This is a genomic window from Clostridioides sp. ES-S-0006-03 (assembly GCF_020662275.1).
Taxonomy (GTDB): domain Bacteria; phylum Bacillota; class Clostridia; order Peptostreptococcales; family Peptostreptococcaceae; genus Clostridioides.
Genome location: NZ_JADGMM010000020.1, coordinates 1 through 20,801, shown reverse-complemented (window position 1 = coordinate 20,801; position 20,801 = coordinate 1). Strand labels below are relative to the sequence as shown.

The window sequence follows — 20,801 nt, the reverse complement described above, 5'->3', positions numbered from 1 at the left end:
TAATTAATCATTTGTTAAAAAAAATGCATAATAAATTGTAATTTATTGACTATAGTGGGAAAATATTCACAAATGTATAAAATAACAGAAAAAATGCAAAAATAAAATCAATTTCATATGTTATAAAATCTATATGGCAAAATTAAATTTGCCTATCAGAATGATATAAACACATCAGAAAGGAGGATGCTATCAATAATGGAAATTAATTAATTTTGGTAGCTAAAAATTATGAATGAACAAACTAGAATATCCTTAGAGAGAGCTGCTGAACTAAAATCAAAAATTGATGATTATATTCAGGCTAGGAAAACAATTAACAGAGGTCTTGAAAAAGAAGAAGAGATAAATAAACGAAAACAAAACATATTAAGCATATTAAATGGAACAGAAGAAGACTGGAATAATTACAAATGGCAATTATCAAATAGAATCACAGATGTAGATACTTTATCAAAGATTATCAATCTAACTAAAAAAGAAAAAGAATATATAAAAGAAGTTGGTACTCAATTTAGATGGGCAATATCTCCATATTATTTGAGCTTGATAGACCCAGATGATATATGTGACCCTATAAAATTACTTTCTATACCGACACATATAGAATTGGAAGATGAACAAGATGATTTAGACCCAATGGGAGAAGAGTATACAAATCCAGCAGGATGTATAACTAGAAGATATCCAGATAGATTAATAATAAATGTAACAAATGAATGTGCTATGTATTGTAGACATTGCCAAAGAAGAAGAAATATTGGTCAACAAGATTCTCATAAGTCGAAAGCTGTTATACAAGAATCTATAGACTATATTAGAGAAAATGAAGAAATAAGAGATGTATTAGTAACTGGTGGAGATGCTCTTACATTAAAAGATGATTATTTGGAATGGATTCTTAGCCAACTTAAAGAAATACCACATGTTGATTATGTTAGATTAGGAACTAGAACTCTTGTTACCATGCCACAAAGAGTTACAGATGATTTTTGTAATATGCTAAAAAAATATCATCCTATATATATAAATACACATTTTAATCATCCGATGGAAATAACTAAAGAATCTAAAGAGGCTTGTGAAAAATTAGCAAATGCAGGTATACCATTAGGAAATCAAGCCGTGTTATTAAATGGTATAAATAATGATAAATTTGTAATGAGATGTTTAAATCAAGAATTACTTAAAATAAGAGTAAAACCATACTATATATTCCAAAGCAAACATGTAAAAGGAACAAAACATTTTAATACATCAGTAGATGATGGTCTTGAAATAATGGAATATCTAAGAGGATATACATCAGGAATGGCAATACCAACATATATAGTTAATGCTCCAAAAGGAGGTGGTAAGACTCCATTACTTCCACAATACCTTGTATCAAAAGGAACAGATTATGTTATGCTTAGAACATGGGAAGGCAAAGTTATAAAAATGGAAGATGAACCAGCTGTAGATATAAAGAAACTTATAAAAGAGCAAGCACAGGATTAATAAAATATTTAGATATATAAAAAGAAACAACTTTAAAATAAAAATAAAATGGATGCTAAATTTATATCAATTTGCATCCATTTTTATATTAGTTAATTATTTTATTTATTATTTTGTTGTTGATTAACCAATTCAAGGTATCCACTTGGATGGAAGTAATATATCTCAGAAGTATTTTCATTTACAAAATAACCAATGTCACCATCTGCATCTGGTAAAAATACATATCCATTAAGATTTTTAGCTTTTAATGCTTCAAAATCGCTAGCATTTCCTTGATATATGTAATCAACTTTATTGTTGTATTTTACTAAAAGTTCTTTGGCTTGCTCTTGAGTCAATTTAGTACTTTGACTTACAGGAACATTCTTTTGAGAATCAGCATAAGAAGATTCATTTACTGGTGCAGTTAATAATAAACAAGATAAAACTAATAAAGATATAAGTGCTTTTTTCATACTAAAACCCTCTTTCGTAATTAATTATATAAGATTCATTTCTTAATAATATTATATGTTTTCTATAATTAAATATTACCATTAAAGAGGATAATATTACAGTTACACAGCTGTAACCTTTGATTACAAAATCGTAATTAAATTGTATTTTTATTCCATTTGTATTTTATCATGTCTACGATTAACAAATTCACAAAAGTATATTTTTATTACACCCATAACAGGAGCAGATAGAATCATACCAGGTATACCAAAAAATCCTCCACCAACAGTAACTGCTAGTATTGTAAAGAATGGGCTAAGCCCTAGCTGTCCACCTACAATTTTTGGTTCTATAAATGCAACTTCTACTTGCTGAATTATTATTAAGTAAATTAAACAAGTTAATGCAGTTGTCGGATTGTAGAATAAGTTGATTACTACAACTGGTGCCATACCTATTACTGGGCCAAAATATGGAACCATATTCATAATACCCATTAATGTACCAAACAATAGGGCATATTCAGACTTTAAAAAGTATAGACCAATTCCAGAAAGTACTCCAACTACAAATGAATCTAAAATTTTGCCTGTAAAATATTTACCAATATTTAAATTTAAGCTTTGACACAATTCTATTATAAAGTCTCCATATTTTTTACCTAAAGAAATATAAACAATTTTCTTTGTAAATTCTAAGAATCTTTCTTTTTCTAATAATATATAGAAACAAATTATAAAACCTAAAACAAGTTGTACTATAAATTTTCCAACAGAGAAGGTAGTACTAAAGATTCCTCCAAGTGAACCAATAAGCAAGTTACTAAACTTGGGCATTACGCTCATAATTTTATCACCATATTCTTTTAATGTATTAGGGTCTACTGATTGTAAGCTTTTTCCTAAATCAAATAAAAATTGTTCTGTCTTGTCTATATACATAGGAACTTGAGTTACCAAATCAGCCAAACTATTTACTATGGATGGAACTGTAAATAGTATAAAAGATATTAATATAACTATTAATACACCATAAGTAAGAAGCAAAGAGTATATCCTTTTAAAATTAAGTTTATTTTCTAAAAACTTTACTAATGGATTAAATACATATGCTAATACAAAGGCTATTATAAATGGAGTTAGTAGTGACATCAGTAAACTTATTACTCCAAAAAAATATTTGTAATTATCAATAACTTTAATCAAAATATATGAAATAACTACAGTAAGTATAATATTTAAATGAATTTTTTTATCTTGCAAAACAACACAACCTTTCTTATATTTATTAAGTTTATATTTACTTAAATTTAAAATCAAGTTAATATTTATAGCTTATTATACAATAAAAAGTAGTATTAATATAGTGTGATTAATATTAAATTTGACAGGTGTACAATATTTTGCAAGTTTTCTCTAAATAGTGTTTTTATCTTCTCAAATTTGCATATTGCAAATAGAAACAGTTATAATTTGTTTCTAATTCTCTGTACATTTCTATTTATATAGTGCCTTCCAATATATTTGTATAAAAGATTTTTACACCATCCTATTTTTTGGTTATATTGATTGAAAAAATCATCTGGAGTATCAAAGGTTCCCAAATCATCAATTATTCCCTCTTTTTGAATAAATGTATTATTTAGATTCCAAGATATTTGAGGATTTTGCAAATCTTTAGTGGCAATGCCCCATCCCCAAAATAAGCCTTGACAGTCATTGTATTTTTGCTGAATACTTGTAAGATAATTTTTATCTAAAATAAGACCTTCTAATTGATACCATTGTTTTTCATAGTATACTTCTATCCATGTGTGAATGATTTCTGTAGGAGTAATCTTGTAAAGAACTCCTAAGAGTTCTAATTGAACTCTTTTATCTAGAGTAAAACCATGAATCCTACATGGAATGCCAACGCCTCTTAAAAGTGACATAGCAAGTATCGTCTTTGTATTGCATTGTCCATATCCATCTTTTAGTATTTTACTTGCAGATATATTGTCACTTTCATTAAAACCAAACTTGATGTCATCTCTAACAAAATTATAAATTTGTTTGATTTTATTAAAATTATCTAATTGATTCCATTTTTTTTCGATAATAAGCTCTTGAACATTTTTTGAATTAAAGTCTAATAATGTACTTTCTGATAAATGTCTTTTCATAAAATATAAATCTCCTTTATTTAGTGTAATTATATTTTATATCTTAGAGTAATTTGAAACTTTCAAAAACTTGCTGTTTTTTAATATACCAGAAATATTCATACCAGTCATACATTTATTGGTATATGCTAGATGTGAAGCGCTGTCAAAACCTGACATCATAGCAGCATCGGTTATAGAGTATTTACCAGATAAAAGTAAAAAATATGCTTTTTGAATTTTATGTAGGAGAATATAACTTTTTAATGGCATTCCTGTTTGTTCTTTGAATATATGGGACACTCTACTTGGCGAAAGAAAGACCATATTAGAAATCTTTTTTATAGAATGGTCATGACAGTCACACTCATTAAGTCTTTGCATTATTTTATGAATTCTTTTATCAACTACTGTGTAATTGTCTTGAGTAACATTAAGATATTCGAACATAGAATTTGTAAAATTTAAATAACTTTTTTCATCATGATTTTTGAAAAAATTAATATATTCTTTTTGTGTATGTTTATTATTATGAATATCTATAATTCCATAACCTTTAATTTTGTCAATATATTTTGACTTAAAGCTTAATGCAAGTGATGATGTTGGCTCAATTAACATAGTAAAACATATTTTTTCTCCTGTTGAAAAACAATGTTCTATATTACTATCTACAATAATACATTTACCTTCTATATCATTGCCATCTATAGTTATATTTAAACTGTCTTCAATTCCTATAAACAATTGTAACATCCAATGTTTATGCTTATTTGATTGAATAGAATTTGTAAACGAAGAAATATGATTATTTGACATAATTATATAATTAATAAAATTACCTCCAAACATTTTTCTTATTGAGGAAATACAGGTTAATTGTACAGTATTTTTCAGTAAGATTAGTGAAATTTTTATTTTATTATACTTTAGATTTTAATTTTGTTCAATTATTTTAAAATTAGATTATTTTTATAATGAATTAATTTTATTTTATATAATATTGGACCTATATTGAGATATTTTAAAATATAAATTACTTATGGTAAAACTTGCATATAAAAAATAAAAATTTTATAATTATATTACAGATTATATAAAATAAAACATCAAGTCATAAGTTGAAGAAAAGAGGATGTCATGAAGTTATTTCAGCAAAAAACACAAGTTCATAAATTTAAAAATTCAAAGGAATTTATAGAAGAATTCAAAATTTGTAAATCAGATTTTATATTGACAAGTAAAAGTGCATATGATACATATTTTAAAAGCCTTGGTTTGGATGCACATGTAGAATATAAAAGTAAGTATGGAACTGGTGAACCTAATGATATAATGATGGATAAATTATTGGATGATTTTTCAAAAACTAATTGTACAAGAATTATTGCTATTGGTGGGGGAGCAGTTATTGATATGGCAAAGTTGTTAGTACTGAAAGATGGAAAGAAATCAAGTGATTTATTTCAAAAAAAGGTTCCTTTAGAAAAAATAAGAGAATTAATAGCTGTTCCTACAACTTGTGGAGCAGGTTCAGAGGTGTCAAATATTTCAATTGCAGAAATAACAGAGATGAATACGAAGTTTGGATTAGCTGTAGATGAATTATTTCCAGATTATGCAGTTTTAATTCCAGAGTTATTATTAGAGCTTCCATATTCATTTTTTGCTACAAGTGCAATCGACGCTTTAATACATGCTATAGAATCTTTTGTATCTCCAAAGGCGAGTATTTATACAGAAATTTTTAGTACCAAAGCTATAGAGATGATTTTAAATGGATTTCAGCAAATTGAACTAAATGGAAAAGATTATAGATTTGATATTATAGAAGATTTTTTGATTGCAAGTGATTTAGCTGGTATTGCTTTTGGAAATGCTGGTACAGGAGCAGTACATGCACTTTCATACCCATTAAGTGGAGTTTATCATGTTACTCATGGTGAAGCTAATTATCAATTTTTTATAGAAGTATTTAAAGCATATAATAGATTATCACCAGATGGTAAATTAGCAAAAATAAATATGCTTTTGAGTGAAATAATGAATTGTAAAGTATCAGAGGTATATGAAAAAATGGAAGAACTACTTAATAAAATTATTACAAGAAAAAGTTTAAGAGAATATGGAATGAAAGAGTATGAGATAAATAGTTTTGCAGACAGTGTACTAGATAGTCAACAAAGGTTGCTAAATCAAAGTTATATTAAACTTAATAAAGAAGAAATAGTAAATATATACAGAACTTTATATTGATACCCCAAATCTAAAAGTTAATTGTTCTATATTTAGCTATAACTCAAATTTATGAAAAGCGGTGATTTAATTAAATCATCGCTTTTTATGACTGATATTTTTATAAGATAATATATCTTGTACTTATTAAAAAATATATATTTCATTTAATTATGACAAATAAAGATAAAATTTAAATATTTTAGAGGTAATTTTATTTAGATATAGAATTTTAGAGTAATGATATACAAATGTGTTATATTACCACTTTATATCAAAAATAGTAATATAATAGTCATATACATTTAGAAAATTTATTGTTTAAAAGGAGTAGAACCTATGATAAAAAAAGAAATGGGTAATTTTAAAGGAAGCAGTGATTATGTAGTATCACCAGAATTAATGGCATCAGTTAATGTTGCTATAGCACTTGAAAAACCACTTTTAATTAAAGGAGAACCTGGAACAGGAAAAACTATGCTTGCACAAGCAATTTCAAATCAACTGCAAAAAGATTTAGTAATTTGGAACATAAAATCAACTACAAAAGCACAGGATGGTCTTTATGTATATGATACTGTTCAAAGACTTTATGATAGCCAATTTGGAGGTGAAGGAGTAGATGATATTGGTAAGTACATAAAATATGGTAAATTAGGAGAAGCATTTAGTTCAGAACAACAAGTAATTCTTTTGATAGATGAAATAGACAAGGCAGACTTAGAGTTTCCAAACGACTTACTTTGGGAATTAGATAAAATGGAGTTTTATATAAATGAAACAAAAGAAACTGTAACAGCAAAACAAAGACCTATAGTGATTATAACTTCGAATGCAGAAAAAGAGCTTCCAGATGCTTTTTTAAGAAGATGTATATTTCATTATATAGAATTTCCTGATAGAGATATGATGGAGGAGATAGTAAAAGTACATTTTGATAAAGTTGAAGAACATTTATTGGAACAAGTAATGACTACTTTTTATTGGATTAGAAGTTTAAGAGAGATACAAAAGAAGCCTAGTACATCAGAGTTAATAGACTGGATACAAGCATTGACTTTGAGTGGAATTCCAATTGAAAAAATAGAAAAAGAAGTTCCTTTTGCAGGGATACTGCTTAAAAATAACGAGGATATTGAATCTATGCAAAAACGTTTGTAGTCAATAGGAGCTGAATAATTATGTTTATTAAATTTTTTTATTTATTGAGAGCAAGAGGCCTAGATATATCTTTAAATGAGTGGATGACTCTAATTGAAGCACTAGACAAAGGGCTTTGTCATTCAAATTTTTCGAATTTTTACTATCTTTGTAGGATGATTTTAATAAAAAGTGAAAGTAATTTTGATAAATTTGATGCAGTGTTTTTGGAGTACTTTAAAGGTATAGAACACAAAGAGGAAATTCCAGAAGAGATTATGAACTGGCTTAAAAATCCAAATGTAGATTTAGAAGGATTTGAAAGATTAGAGCAAAATCCCAACATAAACCTTGATGAATTGAGAGCTAAATTAGAGGAACGTATAAAAGAACAAGATTCTCCACATAATGGAGGGAATTACTGGATAGGAACAGGGGGTACTTCTGAATTAGGTCATTCAGGCAAAGGTCAAACTGGTATACGCATAGGCGGAACTTCCACCTATGGAAGAGCTGTTCTCGAAGTTGCAGGAGAAAGAAAGTATAGGGATTTTAGAGATGATGAAGTTTTAAATATGCGTCAATTTCAAGTTGCATTAAAAAGGCTTCGTCAATTTTCTACTAGAATAGATGCTCCAAAAACAGAACTTGATTTAGATAAAACCATTGAAGAGACTTGTAATAATGCAGGATATTTAAAACTGTTTTTCGAAAAACCAAGAAAAAATACAGTGAAGCTTTTGTTGCTTATAGATTCAGGGGGTTCAATGAGAGGATATAGTACTTTATGTAATACATTATTTCAGTCTGTAAGTAAATCAAATCACTTTAAAGATGTAAAAGTATACTATTTTCATAACTGTTTTTATGATAGATTATTTACTACACCAGAATGTTGGTTAAGTAAGTCTATTGATACTGAATGGATATTACAAAACATAGATAAAAACTATAAAGTTATAATCGTGGGTGATGCGTCTATGGCACCTTCTGAGTTACTTCATATTGGTGGTAATTATCGAGGTCCATATAACGATACACCTGGAATAGAGTGGCTTAAAAGATTCAAAAGAAAGTATAGTAAAATTGTGTGGCTAAATCCGGAACTGAGAGATGGGTGGGATTCAATCAGTTATTGGTATCAGACTCAAAGGTTAATACAAAGTGAGTTTAATATGTATCCATTAACTGTAAAAGGATTGGAAAAATCATTGAAAAATTTAATGGTCGCGAAATAATATAAAAAATGATGGTACAAATTATATAAAAAATGTACCATCATTTTTTATATTATAAATTGTATAATTGAAATTTAAAAATTATGTAGTCTAATACATTTTAGACTTACAAAAAACATATACATTAATAATAATTTTAGAAATTGAGGTGATTATAATAAATTATGAATTAATCGTAAAATACAATGGAGATATATTAAGATTAGAGCAAGAATTAGGTGTTTCAGTAGAAATACTTAATGCTTCCTATGCGATAATAACATCAAGTGATGAAGAAGATATAAATAGATTACTGACTTATCCAGAAATAGAGTTTATAGAAAAACCTTTTATATTACAAACTCAAGACATACAAAGTTTTTCAAGCACAGGGATAACAGGTTTTAAAAATAGAACAGGATTAACTGGAAAAGGAACTATAATTGGTATAATTGATTCAGGTATAGATTATACTTTGCCTGTATTTAGAGATAGCGAAGGAAAGTCCAAAATATTATACTATTGGGACCAGTCTATACAAGGAAATCCTCCAGCAGGTTTTAAAGAAGGAACCTTATATAATAATGAAGATATAAATAATGCAATAGCTGGTAATACATATATACCTATCTCAACGACTAGTCTACATGGTACACATGTTGCAGGTATTTGTTCAACCATTGCAAGCGATGCTAGGATAATAGTAGTAAGGGTTGGAAATATACAGACAGATGTTTTTTCAAGAAGTACAGAGTTTATGAGGGCGATTAAATTTATTTTAGATAGGGCATTAGAATTAAGAATGCCTGTTACATTAAATATAAGTTATGGAAGTAATGAAGGCTCACATAGAGGGACTTCTTTATTTGAGCAGTATATAGATGATATGTGTTTATTTTGGAAAAATAATATAGTGGTAGCGGCTGGTAATAATGCAGATAAGGGAGGACATAAAAGGATTAGGCTTCAAAATAATACTACAGAAGAAGTTGAGTTTGTAATTGGAGAAGGAGAGCGTATATTAAATATAAACATATGGCCAGATTTTATTGATGACTTTAGTGTACATTTAGTAAGTCCATCGAATAGCCAGACACAATCAATTTCTCTAACTTCAGGTGAAATAAGAAATACTTTAGGAGATACAAGAATTACTGGTTATTTTTATCCTATAGCACCATATTCTCTTACTAGAAGAGTTACATTGCAATTAAGTTCAAATACACAGATAAATCCTGGTCTATGGAGAATCGTATTTGAACCTATAGATATTGTAACTGGTAATGTAAACATATATCTACCAACTTCTGAGGGATTAAATAGAAACACGAGATTTTTGATTCCTACTCAAGAACTTACTGTTACAGTTCCCGGAACAGCAAGTAGAGTTATAACTGTAGGAAGTTTCAATTCAAGAACAGATATAGTATCTATATTTTCTGGCGAGGGAGATACACAATTGGGTGTATTTAAACCAGATTTATTAGCTCCAGGCGAAGATATAATATCTTTTTTACCAGGAGGTACCAGTGGAGCATTAACTGGAACGAGCATGGCCACTCCTCATGTTACAGGAGTTTGTTCGTTGTTTATGGAATGGGGAATTGTAAATGGAAATGATTTGTTTTTATATTCGCAAAAGTTAAGAGCATTGCTTCTTAGGGGAGCAAGAAGAACAAGTAATCAGTCATATCCAAATAATTCATCGGGATTTGGTTTTTTAAGTTTATCAGACATAGATTTGTATACTTTATCTAGTATAAATCAAGACTTAGAAACAGAAGACATTGGATATAGAAGCACTAATAAGTCGTTTAAAGATGAAGAAAATAATTATAGAGTTATAGAAAATTATAATTCTCAGAGAAACGATGATTTAAAGTTGGAGGATTTTATAAGTGAAAATATGGATAGACAATCAGGAACATTGGCAGGAATAAATGTAATTCATACTCCTGAATTTGAAGATGAGTTAGCCTCATTGGGTATGAGTCAAGAATTTCTTAAGCTAAGTGACTCATTTGGTGTATTATCTATAAACACTACAGACTATAATAGCATACAACGAGTTTTGGAACTTCCATCAGTTATAAGGACAGAATCAACTATAAAGATGACACTGCTTGGAGAGATTAATCAAGGTACTTTTGGTGGTGTAGTTGCAACCGAAGAAATAGGTGTAAATTTTTTTAAAAATAATCCCAATATAACAATAACAGGAAGAGGTACTCTTATAGCGATTGCTGACACAGGAATAGACTATTTACATAAAGACTTTATATATGCAGATGGAACCTCAAAAATAGCTTTTTTATGGGACCAAACAAAGAATGGAACTCCACCTGAAGGTTTTTATATTGGGACAGAATATACACGAGAAGATATTAATAGAGCAATTGCAGAAAATGATGCTAGTCTATCTCAAGATGAAGTTGGGCAAGGGACTATGATAAGTGGCATATGTGCAGGTCTTGGTAATGTAAATAAGGAATATGCAGGAATAGCTGAAGATGCTGAATTAATAATAATAAAAATTGCTAAGATAGAAGGATTTTATAATAGTGCAATGTTATTTGCTGCATCTCAGTATGCATATAAAAAATCTTTAGAACTTGGGAAACCATTAGTAATAAATATATCTTTGGGTAGCAATAGTTTAGTTGGATTGACCAATAGAAGTAATAGTGAAAAAGCATTTTTTACTAGAGGGTTGTGTATAACAGCAGGAGCTGGAAATGAGGGAAATACTCAGACACACACATCTGGAATAATACCAAATGTAGGAAGTTCCGTTGAAGTCGAGTTGGAATTAAATGAAGAAGAAGAAGAATTATCAGTTGAACTTTGGCTGAATAAACCAGATAAGGCAGATGTAATAATAGTGTCTCCCACTGGTGAAGAAAGTAAAAGTGTTGGAATATCAAGTTATAATAGGATAACAGGTTTATTTGATTTAGAAGGAACGGAGTATTCTATAACATATGTATATCCAACTACTTTTTCAGGGCAGCAGTTTACCAATGTTACTCTGAAAAATGCTAAAAGAGGAGTGTGGAAGATTAGATTAGTAGGAGTTTATATTGTAAATGGAATATATAACTTGTATCTTCCAAATAGGGCTCTTTTAAAAAGTGGAACTAGATTTAGAGAGGTTGACCCTTTTTATACAATAAATTATCCAGCTGTTCAAGATGATTTAATAACTGTAGGAGCTTATAATACTATTAATAATAGTTTGTGGCAAAGTTCATCAAGAGGGCCGACTATTGAGGATAGATTAAAGCCAGACTTAGTAGCACCAGGAGTTAATATAATAGCTGCATATCCTGGAAATACATATGCGACTATAACTGGGACAGCAGCAGCTAGTGCACATGCTGCAGGAGCCGCTGCGATGTATTTTCAATATACTTTTGTTGATAGAAGATATCCAAATCAAGCATATGTTCAAAAAATAAAAACTTTTATGCAGGCTGGAGCTAGAAAAAACCAAACTACAGAGTATCCAAATATGAGTACTGGATATGGAACTTTGGATGTTAGAGGTATGTTTGATGTGTTAAGATAGGAGGGATTTATGGAAAAATCTTATTGTATAATTTACCAAGGTGATATAGAAACTGCACTTCAAGAAAACGGAATAAATAAATATATGGTTTTAAATAGTCAGCTTGCAGTAATATATGTACCTATGGATTTTGATGAAACTATTTTAAACAATATATTACAGGTTGCTTGGTGGGAAGAATCTGCTCCAATGAGCAGTTTAATTGAAATAACTAATAATATGAATAATGGAGAAACTATTACAACAGCTACTGAAGCAGAGTATATTTATGAGAATCCATATAATGATATAACAGGAAGAGGGATTTTATTAGCAGTTATAGATTCTGGTATAGATTATTTACACCCTGACTTTATAAATGCGGATGGAACGAGTAAGGTTTTACGATTATGGGATCAGGAAGAAAATACAAATCCACCACCAGAAGGATTTATTTTTGGGAGTGAATTTACAAGAAGTGAATTAAGTTTAGCTATAAGTAGAAATGATGGAAGTTTAAGTCAAGATAATATAGGTACTGGAACTTTGGCTTCTGGTATATTAGTGGGAAATGGAAGAGTAAATTCACAATATAGAGGTATAACTACAGAGTCAGATTTGATAGTGGTTAAATTAAAATCATATACAGATACTTATTATGCTGGAAAGATAAATTATAGTGTTTCAGATTTTTTAGCAGCTATAACATATGTTACTAATATAGCAAAAACAGAAAATAAGCCTATAATAATAAATCTTACTATTGGAGTTAAGTCAGGTGCTGTAGCAACTACTTCCATATTAGATACATTTAATATATTAAGTAGTGCTGGTGTTGTTGTAGTAAGTGGTGCAGGTAATCAAGGTAATACAGATATTCATTATGCTGGAAGATTTAGTAGTTTAAATGAAGTCCAAGATGTAATAATACAAGATGGTGACGATTACGCACTTGATATAACACTCAATACAAATGGTCCAGATAAGATAGGGGCACAAATAATATCTCCTTCAGGTGAGGTTAGTCATGATATAAGATATTCTCCAGACTTTTATGTATATAGAGGAAAGTTTAATCTGGAAAATACTACTTATTCAATGAGATTCATCTATCCATATATTACTTCTGGGAATGAAAGCCTAGAGATAAGACTCAGAGATATAAAACCTGGTGTGTGGACTTTGAGGCTAACTCCAGAACTTATAATAGGGGGAGAGTATGATATATATTTACCAAATAAAAACTTGATAGCACCAGATACAAGATTTTTAGACCCAGACTCAGTGGCTACAATAACTATGTATGCTGCTGGTGATGATGTAATCACAGTTGGTACATTTAATAATAAGACTGATAGTATGTGGATTGGTTCATCAAAAGGGCCAATTAGAGGAAGGGGAATTAAGCCAGATATAGTAGCGCCAGGAGTAGATATAATATCTACATATAAAAATGGAACCTACAATACAGCAACAGGTACAGGAGTTAGTAGTTCAATAGTTTGTGGAGTCTTAGCCTTATTAATGGAATATTTGGAAAAACAAGATAATATCCCAAGGTTATCGTTGTTTACACAAGTTTTAAAAACATATTTAATATTGGGAGCTACGAAGCTCGATATATATACTTATCCAAATGTTTCACAGGGATATGGTATTTTAAATTTAAAAAATACAATTCAACAGATGGCAAATACTTTATAAATAAAAAAATATGTAAATAATGGTATTTTATCTGTTATAAATTTTACTTATGAATTTAATTTGAAAAATTGCTAAAACTATTACAAAATAAATATATAGAGGTGATAGTTTTGGAAAGTAAAAAAGCAAGAGCATTAAAAGGTAATGATAACAAAAGACTTAGAAGTCCGCTTCTAGTTGGAAATGAATCAACAGCAGCTTGGGCAGATGTTGAAAAATTAAAACCTCATAGTAAAGTTTCAATACCTTCACTTAATAGTGTTGAAGAAGCAAAAGATTGGGTTGACAATGGAAGTAAACTGTAAGACTTCTATACTTGATAACAAAAATAAATAATTTATTGTATTTAAGTAAAGTAGTATTAGTTTAAAAAGCTTAAAGTTAAACTTAAGCTAATAAACAGTATACTGCTTTACTTTTTTTATAGGTGTCAGAAGGCAAAATGTAACTTACAAATATTTGAAAGGAAAATATAAATTTTTGTATATAAATATTTATAGATTATATAAGACTAGTAAATATCAATTGTATAAATTTATTGACTAAAAATTTATAAATTGGTATAATTTTGTTAATTAGCGGAAATAATAGAAGATAAATACTGTGAAGAGAAGAGTAGATATAAAATGTAGTTTTAGCGAGTTGAGGATGGTGAAAGCTCAATACAAGTTTTATATTGAAGAACATCTTGGAGTTTCTAATCGAAAGCTTATTTAGCAAGTAGACTTAGACGGAAGGCACCGTTATAGGCTTTAAGCATTGCTTAACTAAGAGGTCATTTATGACAACTAGGGTGGTACCGCGAAAGTAATAGTCTTTCGTCCCTTTATACAGGGATGAAGGGCTTTTTTTATGGAATTATATTTAGAAAAAATTACTAAAAATTAAACTAGGAGGCTTTAAAATGCAAAAGGAATTTATAACAGTAAAAGAATTGTACAGAGATAAAGAACAGTACATAGGAAAAACTGTAAAAGTAGCTGGATGGATAAGAACATCTAGAGTATCTAAAAACTTTGGATTTATAGAATTAAATGATGGAAGTTTCTTTAAAAATATGCAAATAGTATTTGATGAAAAAGTTGAAAATTTTAAAGAGATAGGTAAATTGGCAATAAGTTCATCTATACTTGTAGAAGGTGAGTTGGTATCTACAGAAGGAGCTAAACAACCAGTAGAAATACATGCAAAAAATATAGTTGTAGAAGGTGAATCAGATAGTTCATACCCACTACAAAAGAAAAGACATACACTTGAGTATTTAAGAACAATAGCACATTTAAGACCAAGAAGTAATACTTTTTCAGCTGTGTTTAGAGTAAGATCAATAGCTGCATATGCAATACACAAATTCTTTCAAGAAAGAAACTTTGTATATGCACATTCTCCAATCATAACAGGTAGTGACTGTGAAGGTGCAGGAGAAATGTTTAGAATAACAACTATGGATTTAAATGATATACCAAAAACAGAAGATGGGAAAATAGACTATACACAAGATTTCTTTGGGAAAGAAGCTAATTTGACAGTTAGTGGGCAATTAAATGCCGAAATAATGGCACTTTCTTTTAGAAATGTCTATACTTTTGGACCTACATTTAGAGCTGAAAACTCTTATACAGGAAGACATGCTTCAGAATTTTGGATGATAGAGCCAGAAATAGTTTTTGCAGACCTTGAAGATAATATGGAACTTGCAGAAGATATGATAAAATATGTTATAAACTATGTTTTAGAAAACGCTCCTGAAGAAATGGAATTCTTTAATAGTTTTATAGATAAAGGATTGCTAGAAAGACTAAATAAAATAGTAAACTCTGAATTTGTTAGAATAACATATACTAAAGCAGTAGAGCTATTACTTGAATCAGGACATGAGTTTGAGTATCCAGTAGAATGGGGATGCGATCTTCAAACTGAACATGAAAGATATATAACAGAACAAATATACAATTCTCCAGTATTTGTTACAGATTATCCAAAAGATATAAAAGCTTTCTATATGAGAATGAATGAAGATGGGAAAACTGTTAGAGCAATGGATTTATTAGTTCCTGGTGTTGGAGAGATAGTTGGAGGTTCTCAAAGAGAAGAAAGAGAAGACGTACTATTAGATAGAATTCATGAAATGGGATTAAATGAAGAAGATTACTGGTGGTATTTAGAACTTAGAAAATTTGGTACTGCTACTCACTCTGGATTTGGTCTTGGATTTGAAAGAATAATTATGTATATGACAGGTATGTCTAACATAAGAGACGTTATACCTTTTCCAAGAACTCCTAAAAATGCTGAATTCTAATAATTATAACCTATAATATGATTATATAATTTTTCGATATAATAAAATAGCTTGTGTGCTATCTGATTTAGATACATACAAGTTATTTTTATTGTGTTTACAAATATATGTAGTTTGTTTGTTCATATTTTATTATACAATGTAATTATAAGTTACTTATACTAGGAGGATAAATAATGTGTAGTTTTTGTTTTATTAAATTTAATGTGAATGATGTAAAAATATTTAATCGAATAAAAAATTTATTTTCATATATAGCAGATATAAAAAATGATTGTATACAAATTGAGGATTTAGAATATTATATTTTAGAAAAAGTAGATGAATTTTATAATAAAGAAGAATTAGATTATTTTTGGTGGCCAACAGAAGAAGAAAATAAAATGTTTTGGGAGAACTATAAACTACTGGATGAAGAGAATCGACAGGAATACATAAAGTCTGTTTCATGGGATTTTGAGACTGTGTTTTCTGAAGTTGGACTTGGCGATTATACAATAGAAGGTTGCGAAATGATTGGTGAACAAACTGCTAAACTTTATTTTAACCCTATTGGATATCCTTATGGTGGAAATGAAGTGCTTCAAGAGGCACTAAAAGCTTTTGGAGTGACAATAGTGGGTGTGCTTGGATAACGTTTATTGTGCTATACTATAACTAGTAGAGTAATTTTTTGGAAGTTTAAATATAAATTATATTTAAGCATTATCTTTATGTAAATAGTATAAAAATATGTAAGGTGATTTAAATCTAAAAAATTATTGAATAGTATATTTATTACACAAAAAGTTTTATCATTATCATGAGGGGGAGTAATAATGTTAAAGAAAGGGTTGTTTATAGTTTTAAGTTTGGCACTTATATGTACAGGTTGCAGTTCACAAAATGATTCTAAAGGTAAGCAAGCAAACAAAGATAATTCTCTTATACTATTAAAAAATGATGAGAATAACTCAGGTGATATGACAGATGTATACATAAAGACAGAAGGTAAGGATGAAGAAAAAATAGCATCAGATGTACCTACATATACTAAAAAAGATTATATAAATGGAGAACAATCAATATTAATCCAAGATAAAGAAAATAATTTATATAAGTATAATCTAAAAAAAGAAAAGGAAAAAATAGCATCAGATTTATCTTCTGACGAAATTAATTCATATGAATTTATGCCTTCTTCAAACACTATAGCATATATATCATCAGAAAAATCCTTGTATGTAAAATACGATGGAAAAGATAAAGAAAAAATAGCCAATGATGTTGTATTGTATAGGATGTCTACAGATGGAAAATTCATATATTATATGAATACAGATGAAGAGTTATATCTATATAAAGAAGATGGAAATAAAGAAAAAATATCTACTGATATACAGAGTTTTGATATTGTAAATAATAAAGGTGATGTAATATTTATAAATAATGATGATAATCTATATTTAAAAAGTACAGATAAAAATGATAAGGTCAAAATTAGTTCAGATGTATCAAATTTATGGGGGGTAAAATCTAATGATGAAGAAATTATGTATATAAGTGAGTATAATTATAAGGATTTGAAAGGTGAATTATATTTGTACAAAAATAATGCTAGTGAAAAAATAGCATCGGATGTTAGGTCTTATAAATATAGAGATAGTAAATTTTATTTTATAAATAGTGATGATGAATTATATGAGAAAGAAATAGGTAAAGAGGTGTCTAATAAAATAAAATCAGACATTAATTATGTAAGTTTTATTAAAGATGGAATTGTATTTACAAATTCTGATGGAGATGTATATATTAAGAAAAATAATAAAGAAGAAGAAAAAATAGGCAATGATATGAAAGAAAATTCTAATGTATCTATTATTAATGATGAGAAATTACTTTATATTAAATCAAGTGGTGAGTTATTTTTAGATAAAGACAGGATAGCAAGTGATGTTGTTGGCTATTCATTTAATTCAGAGAATATAGCATATTCCACTAAAAATAAGGAAATACATTTTTATAATTTAAAAACTAAGAAAGACAATATAGAAATAAACAATGTAGGAAAATATTTAGAGATTTATCTTGGAAATAAATTGATTTACTCTAAAAATTTAGAACCAAAAGACTTAAATGGTTTTTGGAAAGCTGATGAATATAATATATTTGAATTTGAGGAGCCAAATAAGATAAAACTTTATAGTAAAAGTGAAGAAGAAAGCAATTATACAGTTAAATATGAAGTAGAAAGTTCAGATAGTAATAGCATAGTATTAAAAGGAAAAGATACTTTATCAAAGGAAAAATTTACTATAACTAAGTTTAATAGTAATGAAATTTCATTACAAGCTAATAATGTAAGTGGTACACTTAATAAAATTTCCAAAGAAGAAGCGGAGAAATTTGTCAAGAGTATAAATAACAAGGAAAATAGTGAAAATACTGATAAAAAGAGTACTAAAAGTGATTCAGGTTCAAGTTCTAATTTGAAAAATAAAGAAGTAAGTTATGATGATGATTATATTATATATGATAGTGATTCTAGAGTATTAACTAAAGATGAACTTGAACTTTATAGTAAAGAGGAGTTAGCATATATAAGAAATGAAATATTTGCAAGATATGGATATGTATTTAAAGAAGAACCTTATAAAAGCTATTTTAGCAATAAGTCATGGTATCAGCCAGATTATAGTATAGGAGCGGATACAGATGTTTTAAATTCTGTAGAGAAACAAAATGTATCATTGATTAAGGAAATGGAAAACTAAGTTATAAGAAATTTTAAAATACATGTCTAAATGTAGTATAAGATAGTCTATAGACATTAAAATTGAAATGTGAATTAATTTTAAACATGAATTAATTATATATAAAATTATTAAATCTATAAGTTAGACTTAAGTATAATTTATAGATTTAATAATTATGAATCTAAAAGCTAATTTATAGGTTTACATAATATTATACAAATATTTTGAACAAAATAAATTTATTATTAAGAAAATATAAATATAAGGATTAATACTTTGTTTCTATACTCCTAATAAAACTCAACACGATTACGACCTTGTTCTTTTGCAATATATAAAGCTTTATCACAATAACTTATAAATTCATTTAAAGTTATTAATTCTTCAACTTTCTTTGTATGAACTCCGATGCTAACAGTCACACATTTTGAAGGAACGTCATCACGTTCAAAATTACAATACTCTATAATCTTACGTAAATATTCGGATTTAAGTTTAGCATTCGCCTCATCACAATTGAAAAGACATATAAAAAATTCTTCACCACCATAACGGATAGCATGTGAATTTTCAGAATTTGTAAAATCTAAAATTACTTTAGCAATATTCTGTAAACAGTAGTCACCCTTTTGATGTCCGTAAGTGTCATTAAACTGTTTAAAATAATCTATATCTATCATCATTCCTGTTATAGGTTCTTGCTTTGTATGGGTCTTTAATTTTTTTTGAAGAACATCTTCTAAATACCTACGATTATTCATTTTAGTTAGGTCATCAGTCATAACCTTAAGATTTAATAAATTGTTCATATGGGAGATTTCTTCATATTGTTGATGGATTAGCATTTTATCATAATAAGTAAATACACGACTTCTATATAACATTGTAGAAATAAAAATAGCAAGTGATGTTATAAAAAATGTGTTTACAATATTACTGAACTCATTACCTGATACAGTTTGAATTCCTGGTAAGAGTAGATTAAGAAATAAAAAACATCCTCCAAAAACTATTATTGATTGACCTAATTTTAATACTGAAAAAGCAGCAGCTGTTAACATTATATAACTGAATACACTCAAATCATTTCCGCCTAACTGGTCAAGCAAAGTAATTACACAACCCCATAAGCAGAAAAATGTTACATAAATCACCCACAAGTTTATATAATAAGTACAATGTTCCTTTTTTTTATTCCAAAGATAAGAAAAAACAAGCATAAAAATTAAAGAGATACAAAATAGTATTATATACATACAAAAATACCATTGACGTCTTGGGGTGGCAAAAGGACCACCATCTCTAGCTGATATTGATATCATCATAATTAGTTGAGATATTATTATTATGATACAAATAATTTTGCCTGTATGATAAAGATAATTGCAAAGTTCTCGTTCAACATTTTCTTTGTATTTTTTATCTAGAGGGAATCCAAAGAATTTTTTTAAATTTTCTAAGTTCATATAAGCCTCCATTAAAAATAAAACATAAAAATAAGTATTCCTCTTCTTTTCTTAGATACTCGGAATACTTTGTTTATAACTTAATTATAGCAAAATATGTTATATGTAACAATCTAAATTTGTAATAGATAGTATTTATTAGTTAAGATTAAATAAAATTTTGTATTAGTATTTTATTATAATTAAGATTAGTAAGTTATTTATTTTAGAATATTAGACAATTATAATGAAATACTAATACAAGACAAATAAAATAGATAAATATATCCAATTAAGGTATAATTAAGTTGAATTAGTTAGATTTATAATTAATATATTATATGGATTAGAGTTGTTATAAAACTAAAAGCATTGAAATTACAACGATATAA

General features: G+C 28.0%; 15 protein-coding genes and 1 other annotated feature. Of the genes, 10 read left to right on the top strand and 5 right to left on the bottom strand.

What is annotated here, in order from left to right; all coding sequences use genetic code 11:
* The first annotated feature begins 231 nt into the window (after positions 1-231).
* Positions 232-1,500 carry a glutamate 2,3-aminomutase gene (eam, locus tag IR151_RS18650; protein WP_227437286.1) on the top strand — a complete coding sequence of 423 codons (1,269 nt, stop codon included), beginning with the start codon at positions 232-234 and terminating at the stop codon, positions 1,498-1,500.
* A gap of 101 nt (positions 1,501-1,601) precedes the next feature.
* Here the strand turns inward: eam and IR151_RS18645 are convergent, their stop codons facing one another.
* The 4 genes from IR151_RS18645 to IR151_RS18630 all read right to left on the bottom strand — a co-directional run bounded on the left by IR151_RS18645 (position 1,602) and on the right by IR151_RS18630 (position 4,831).
* Entirely contained in the window at positions 1,602-1,958 is a 357-nt protein-coding gene (locus IR151_RS18645; protein ID WP_227437284.1) for a hypothetical protein, read from the bottom strand.
* Between the two features lie 150 nt (positions 1,959-2,108).
* Positions 2,109-3,203 (bottom strand): AI-2E family transporter, encoded by a 1,095-nt coding sequence (locus IR151_RS18640; RefSeq protein WP_227437282.1) that lies wholly within the window; start codon positions 3,201-3,203, stop codon positions 2,109-2,111.
* Between the two features lie 203 nt (positions 3,204-3,406).
* Positions 3,407-4,105, bottom strand: coding sequence for a transglutaminase-like domain-containing protein (locus IR151_RS18635; protein ID WP_227437280.1), 699 nt, complete (start codon positions 4,103-4,105; stop codon positions 3,407-3,409).
* A 36-nt stretch (positions 4,106-4,141) separates the two neighbouring features.
* Entirely contained in the window at positions 4,142-4,831 is a 690-nt protein-coding gene (locus IR151_RS18630) for a helix-turn-helix domain-containing protein (RefSeq protein WP_227437278.1), read from the bottom strand.
* A gap of 393 nt (positions 4,832-5,224) precedes the next feature.
* On the opposite strand from IR151_RS18630, the gene IR151_RS18625 reads away from it, so the two are divergent.
* The 9 genes from IR151_RS18625 to IR151_RS18585 all read left to right on the top strand — a co-directional run bounded on the left by IR151_RS18625 (position 5,225) and on the right by IR151_RS18585 (position 18,982).
* Entirely contained in the window at positions 5,225-6,340 is a 1,116-nt protein-coding gene (locus IR151_RS18625) for a 4-hydroxybutyrate dehydrogenase (RefSeq protein ID WP_227437276.1), read from the top strand.
* A gap of 318 nt (positions 6,341-6,658) precedes the next feature.
* Positions 6,659-7,480 (top strand): AAA family ATPase, encoded by an 822-nt coding sequence (locus IR151_RS18620; RefSeq protein ID WP_227437274.1) that lies wholly within the window; start codon positions 6,659-6,661, stop codon positions 7,478-7,480.
* Positions 7,481-7,500: 20 nt separating this feature from the next.
* Entirely contained in the window at positions 7,501-8,697 is a 1,197-nt protein-coding gene (locus tag IR151_RS18615; RefSeq protein WP_227437272.1) for a VWA domain-containing protein, read from the top strand.
* Between the two features lie 148 nt (positions 8,698-8,845).
* On the top strand, positions 8,846-12,244 hold the full coding sequence (gene cspBA, locus IR151_RS18610; protein WP_227437270.1) for a bifunctional germination protease/germinant receptor pseudoprotease CspBA: 3,399 nt from the start codon (positions 8,846-8,848) through the stop codon (positions 12,242-12,244).
* A 9-nt stretch (positions 12,245-12,253) separates the two neighbouring features.
* Positions 12,254-13,927, top strand: coding sequence for a bile acid germinant receptor pseudoprotease CspC (gene cspC, locus IR151_RS18605; protein WP_227437268.1), 1,674 nt, complete (start codon positions 12,254-12,256; stop codon positions 13,925-13,927).
* Between the two features lie 110 nt (positions 13,928-14,037).
* Positions 14,038-14,232 carry a CDIF630_02480 family spore surface protein gene (locus IR151_RS18600; RefSeq protein ID WP_227437266.1) on the top strand — a complete coding sequence of 65 codons (195 nt, stop codon included), beginning with the start codon at positions 14,038-14,040 and terminating at the stop codon, positions 14,230-14,232.
* A 289-nt stretch (positions 14,233-14,521) separates the two neighbouring features.
* Positions 14,522-14,756: a binding site (T-box leader), on the top strand.
* Between the two features lie 75 nt (positions 14,757-14,831).
* Positions 14,832-16,229, top strand: a complete 1,398-nt coding sequence (asnS, locus tag IR151_RS18595; protein WP_227437264.1) for an asparagine--tRNA ligase — start codon at positions 14,832-14,834, stop codon at positions 16,227-16,229.
* 176 nt (positions 16,230-16,405) lie between these two features.
* Complete coding sequence (locus IR151_RS18590) at positions 16,406-16,864, top strand: hypothetical protein (RefSeq protein ID WP_227437263.1); 459 nt, start codon at positions 16,406-16,408, stop codon at positions 16,862-16,864.
* 183 nt (positions 16,865-17,047) lie between these two features.
* The gene (locus tag IR151_RS18585; protein ID WP_227437260.1) at positions 17,048-18,982 is read left to right on the top strand and encodes a YARHG domain-containing protein; all 1,935 of its coding nucleotides are present in this window, start codon (positions 17,048-17,050) and stop codon (positions 18,980-18,982) included.
* A 272-nt stretch (positions 18,983-19,254) separates the two neighbouring features.
* Here the strand turns inward: IR151_RS18585 and IR151_RS18580 are convergent, their stop codons facing one another.
* Positions 19,255-20,430: a GGDEF domain-containing protein gene (locus tag IR151_RS18580; RefSeq protein ID WP_227437259.1), complete on the bottom strand. Its 1,176-nt coding sequence runs from the start codon at positions 20,428-20,430 to the stop codon at positions 19,255-19,257.
* Positions 20,431-20,801: the final 371 nt, after the last annotated feature.